The organism is Achromobacter pestifer (assembly GCF_902859625.1).
Taxonomy (GTDB): Bacteria; Pseudomonadota; Gammaproteobacteria; order Burkholderiales; family Burkholderiaceae_B; genus Achromobacter; species Achromobacter pestifer.
Window position 1 is genome coordinate 1096751 of sequence record NZ_CADIJX010000002.1, and the last position, 6000, is coordinate 1102750.

Annotated in this window: 1 protein-coding gene (running past one end of the window); it reads left to right on the top strand. The window is 63.5% G+C overall.

Going from position 1 to position 6000, the window contains the following annotated elements; all coding sequences use genetic code 11:
- Positions 1–6000: part of a DUF4347 domain-containing protein coding region (locus HV753_RS11735; RefSeq protein WP_175174605.1), annotated on the top strand (this coding region is incomplete at its 3' end). The annotated region extends 22212 nt beyond the left edge of the window; the window shows 6000 of its 28212 annotated nt.

Below are 6000 nucleotides of genomic sequence, written 5' to 3' on the forward strand. Positions count from 1 at the left end.
TCGGTCCAGTTCGATGGCGCGGCCATCGCCCAGAAGAACTACTACGTGCGCAATGCCGCCAACGTCGTTCAGTCGGTGACGCTGCCCACACAGCTGAAATATGGCTTGACGGGCTTGGGTCAAGCGACGGCGACGGGTGCGCCGACCATCGCCTATAGCCTGGCTCGCGGCTTTGGCGCCATCGCGCTCAAGCAGGGGGTGTTGACGGCGGACCAACCTCAGTCCTACTTCTGGGGCTGGGGTGGCAGCAACGTGCTGCCGTTCCACACCTATACGGAGACGCAGACGGGCGGCGCGACGAACTATGCCCAGTATGTGGACATCGGCAACGGGTTTTCGTGGGATCTCAGCACCGCCGCGATGAGCGACACGGCGCGCGCCCAGTTGGCCAACAGCATCAAGGCCTTGTTGAAGGCGGGTCAGTCGATCTCGCTGGCGGGGCTGGACCTGTACATGACGAACCAGAACGGTTCATTGCAGGGCCATGACCTGGGCGTGTATGACAACGGCACGGTGAAGATCCTGACCATCGTCGATGCCTTTGGCAACGCGCTGGACGAGAACAGTCCAGACAGCGCCTGGCTGACGGGCCGTATCACCTTCAGCGGCAGCGTGTACGCGCAGAAGTCGCAGCTGGAAGACCTGGATATCTACAAGAACACCAACATTCATGACACAAGCTCGGCCGGCAGCTACACGCCGACGCTGCAAGGCATGAAGGTGAATGCGGGGATTCGCCTGGTTGACAATGGCTTCGCACAGCAATCGCTGACGCAATTCGGCAACGCGACACTGACACTGCCGGGCAACGACAGCCTGGTGCAGGGCCAGCGCGTGGAACTGAGCTTCGCGAACTCCACGCAGACGGCCATTTACTACATCAAGAGCGTCAATGGCCGTTCCGTCACGCTGTCCGATAGCGTGGATGGCGCGTTCAACGGCAATGCCGCCGCCGTGAGCGTGGACGCGATCCTGCGACTGGCAGGCAGTTCGCCGGGCGCGGTGACGGTCAAGTTGCTGGACGCCGCTGCCAGCGGCGCGACCGTGACCGCCGACAACGTCATCACGCTGACCAGCATGGATATCGTGCCGGTCACCGATGCAAGCGGCAATGTGACGGGCTATCGCGCGCTACAGAACTTCGATCGGGTCTACCTGAATGACGTTCGCTTGCAGACCGGCAAGACCTCCAGCCTGCAAACCGATGTTGCCTACTTCGTGCTGGTGGGCGCCAACAACACCATCCAGTTGTTCGCCTCCAAGGAACAGGCAATGCTGTATCAGCAGATCAATCTGCTGAATCAGACGCCGGAAGGACAGGCGTTGGTCAAGGCGTTGTTCACGGATGCCGGTATTCAAGGCGAGTTGCTGACGGGCTTTTCCGCGGCGAATATCCGCGGCATGTTTACCGTATCGACGCATCTGTTCCAGTCGCAACCGGCCGGTTCGACGGCAGGGCTCAGCGCCCAGATGCTGGCACTGCATGAACAACTGAAGAATCAGGCTTTCGATCCGAACTATCTGCCGGCCGTGCTGGATCTGGCGGCAGCGCAGAATCTAATCAAGTCCACGCGCAATCAGGTCGTCTACGACTATGTGGTCGACAAGGAACTGGCGCAGACTGCCGAATACCATAATTACTGGCGTGATCGTCTGACGTCCCAGGTGGGCACGGCGACCTCGGGCCTGGTATCGGTGGGCTCGGGCAGCTTCAAGCTGGCCAATATGAACATCGTGGACGATGGGACGGGGCAACTGCGCGCCCTGCGCACGGGCGACGAGATCTATTTCCGGCAGTCGATCGGCAACGTTCGGGCCGACACGGCTTACTACGCGATCGTGAGCGCGGACGGCACGATTCGTCTGGCGGCGTCCTTGTCTGACGCCATGTTGTACCAGACCGGCGCGGGCAAGAACGATGGCCTGCTGGCCTTGTATCCCAATATGGGCGAGGCCATCACGCTGGCGTTCGATGCCTCCAGCCTGAATGGCGCGAATGTCGTTGCCTATACGCGCACGTACACCCAGCTTGCCAACGCGCCGACGCAGACCGCCGAGGAAATCGCGCTGTACGGCAGTACGTACGACGCGGGCTACTTCTTCTACTTCTCGACGGCCACGCTGCGCAATATCGAGAACAACTTGCTGTACCCGGTGTCGGCCGCCATCAACGAACAGGTCTTTGACCTGGATGGCGCCGCCGAGGGGGCGCCGCCGGCCGACCGCTTCCTGAACGTGAAGGCGGGCGGGGGCATCGTGCTGCGCACCTCCGGCCAAGGGTCGATCGGCGCTGAACTGGGCGACTACACGCTGGCGCTGCCCGACTTGAGCACGCTGCCGGGCTCAGAACGGGCGAACGTGTTTGATTCGCTGTCGGAAGCGGACAAGGCGGTGCTGTCGCGCGCCAATGCCGTCAACCTGGCGGGCGTGTATCACACGCTGTATCGCTACATTGGCCCAGCCGGCACGATGCCGTTGGATCGCGACAACGTGGACTTCACGGACACAAGCCTGTGGCAGCGCTTTGAACCGCTGTTCTCCAACGATGCCTCGCTGATGCTGGGCACGACGCTGGCAGCCAATAGCGCCGTGCAGTTCCTGTTTGCGGATCGCTTTGATCTGTATCAGAACGGCCGCGAGGTCTTTGTCTACAACAGCAAGATGCTGGAAGGGGCCACGGCCGGCCAGCGCGCGCAATTGGCCGCCAATATTGCGGCGGCCCAAGCCGGCGGCGTGCAAGTGGTTGATATTGGAAGCGGCTTCCTGGATCCGGTCTGGAGCCAGATTAACGTGCCGTACATGGCGCAGGATGGCGCCAGCCCGCAGGCCTTGAGCAACGGCATGCTGGTTGGCGATATGCGCGACCCGCGTTATCTGACCTTGAAGCTGACCCGTTCACTGGCAGTGCAGGCCGTCAATGGCGTGGTGTCGGCGTATAGCGATACGACGGTCGGCCTGGATTCGCCGAACGGCAGCATTCGCCTGGGTGATATCCACGGCAAGCAAGGCGTCACGATCACGGTCAGCGCTCAAGGCGGTTCCATCATCGGCACCGATGCTGGCACGCTGGAGAGCAGTGGCCAGGTCAGCCTGGTGGCGGACAAGGACATCGTTGGCAGCACGAAGGACAACAACGGCATCTACCAATATGACGCCAGCAAGCATCTGCAACTGAGTCTGGCCGCAGGCCACTCGCTGTATGTGGAAGCGGGCGGTGTGGCGCGGGTGGCGCAGTTCGGTTCGCAGGATCTGAATCTGGTGCTTGCCAACACCAAGGGCACGGCGGCGGGCGGCTCTTCCTATAAGACGGACGCCAATTTGCTGGTGGGTCAGGTGGTCTCGGCGGGCAGCGTGACGTTGCAGGCGGGGCAGTCGATTCTGAACGCGACATCTGCCGGCCAGCGCCAGTACGCCAACGTCATGTTGACGGACCTGAGCGCGACGGATCTGGCGGGCCTGGGCTATGTGCGCGAGATTGCATTGATCGCCGGCAAGTCAGTGGGCCAACTGGGCAGCGATGTGTCGCAGCAGGGCACGCCGTTGCTGGTCAGCGTGTCGGCGGCCGACACGCAGGCCACGGTGCGCGCCGAGGCGACCACGGGCGTCAATCTGTACGGCATGCATGGTTTGCGGCTGGGCGGCATTGATGTGGTCGACGCTAACGGCGTGCGCGGCGACGCGCGCATCTATGCGCTGGACTCCATCTTGAACGGAACGCCGGCGGGTCAGGCGGCGATTACGGCGCGCAATGTGTGGCTGGAAACCCTGTCGGGCACCATCGGCACGGCGGGCTCGCCGCTGCTGACGGACATGTCTGGCTACTTGGTGGCTTCCGCGCTGGGCACGGTGTCGCTAAGCCAGCTGGGCGCGCACGACCTGACATTGGCAAGGGTGGAATCGCGGTCCCGCGATGAGATCCGCCTGAGCAGCCAGGCCAGCATCGTCAACGACAAGACCGCGCAACCGGGACTGTCCGGCGACCGCCTCGATGCGGTCGTGACCGGCGGCAGCCTGTACTTCGTGGCGGCCGGCTCGGTCGGCGGCTATGCGCAACCGGATATCGCGGGCACGGCGGTCAACGACGCGCTGATTGTCGCGGCGGTGGGCGCGCAGTCCACGATCAACGTGCGGGCTGGCGGCAATGTGGCGCTGGTGCAATCGGGCCGCGCTGACGACGCGCAGGGCGTATCGCAAGCACTGTCGATGAACGTCGGCTTTATCCAGGCTGATAATGCCTGGCTTGCGGCACGCTACGAGGCTGGGCAGGCCGGCGCGTCGGGTGACATCGTTCTGGCGGCGGACTCGGTGATCCGCACGGCGGGCGTGCTGAGTTTGCTGGCGGGCAACAACTTGTCGCTGGCCGCGCGCAACGGCCTACAGCCGGGCGCCCTGATCCAGTCCGGTCAGCGCATGAACCTGCGCGCGGATCGCGATGATCGTGGCACGGCCAGCTATGGCAAGGCGACGGTGATCGACGTCAATGGCCGCCTGTTGGCGCCAGAGATTTACGTCTATGGCAGCCAGACTGGCGACAACACCATCACCTTCAGCAATACCGCCGACATCGGTGGCGGAGTGGATGTTGGCAATGCACTGACGCAGGGCGCGTTGCTGGACGTGACGGGCGGCGCAGGCCAGGATCGCATCACGGTGCAGGCGCTGCTGGTCAAGCAGCAGCAGACCACCGTGCGGACGCTGGATGGCGACGACACCATCGTCTTCAACACCACGGACCTGCGCGGCAATGTGACGGTACAAAGCGGGCAGGGCGACGACACGGTGTCGATCCTGAATACGCAGGTTGCTGGCAATGTGTCGGTGGACGGCGGCGCAGGCGACAACATCGTGCTGCTGGACACCGCGACGATCGGTGGCGATACGTCGATCATCACCGGTGCGGGCCTGGATCAGATCACGCTGCGGGATAGCGGCCTGACCGGCGCGCTGACGATGGCTGCTGGAGACGGCGGCAATATCGTGCTGGTGGAGACCGTGACGGTGGGCGGCGATACGTCGGTCACGACCGGTGCGGGCGCGGACCAGATCACGCTGGTGGACAGCAGTCTGACCGGCGCGCTGACCGTGGATGCCGGTGACGGCGACAACGGCCTGTTGTTGGATACCCTGAGCGTCGGGGGCGACACCTCGATCACGTCCGGTTCGGGCGTGGATCTGATTGTGTTGCTGGACAGTGGCCTGACCGGCGGGCTGGTTGTCAACGCAGGCAATGGCGACAACATCCTGTTGATTGAAGCGGCGACGGTGGGTGGCGTGGCGCAACTCACGACCGGCTCCGGCGTTGACCTGATCAGCCTGACCAACAGCGGCTTCACGCAGTCGGTGGTCGTTCACGCGGGCGATGGCGATAACACGGTATCGCTGGATACCGTGACGATCGGCGGCGACACCGCGATCACGACCGGCACGGGTGGGGATCAAATCACCTTGCTGGACAGTGGCTTGACCGGCACGCTTACCATCGGCGCGGGCGATGGCGACAACATCGTGGTGCTGAACACGGTGACCGTTGGCGGCAATACGGCAATCACTTCTGGAACGGGCGCTGACCTGATTGGTTTGGTCGACAGCCATGTGGGCGGCACGTTGACCGTGACGGCCGGCGACGGCGACAACGGGGTGCTGCTGGATACGGTGACGGTTGCCGGAGACGCCACGATCACAACTGGCCTGGGCAATGACCTGATCGGGTTGTTGGCAACGGGGCTGACCGGTGCGTTGACGGTCGCCGCAGGCGATGGCGGTAACCTCGTGTCGCTGGAGACGGTGACGGTGGGCGGCAACACCGCAATCACGACCGGCGCAGGCGTGGACCAGATACTGTTGCTGGATAGCGGCTTGACCGGATCGCTGACGGTGGACGCCGGTAACGGCGCCAACACCGTGACCTTGGACACCGTCACGGTTGGTGGCAACACGGCGATCACAACCGGTTCCGGCGTCGATCAGATCACCTTGCTGGATAGCGGCCTGACCGGGTTC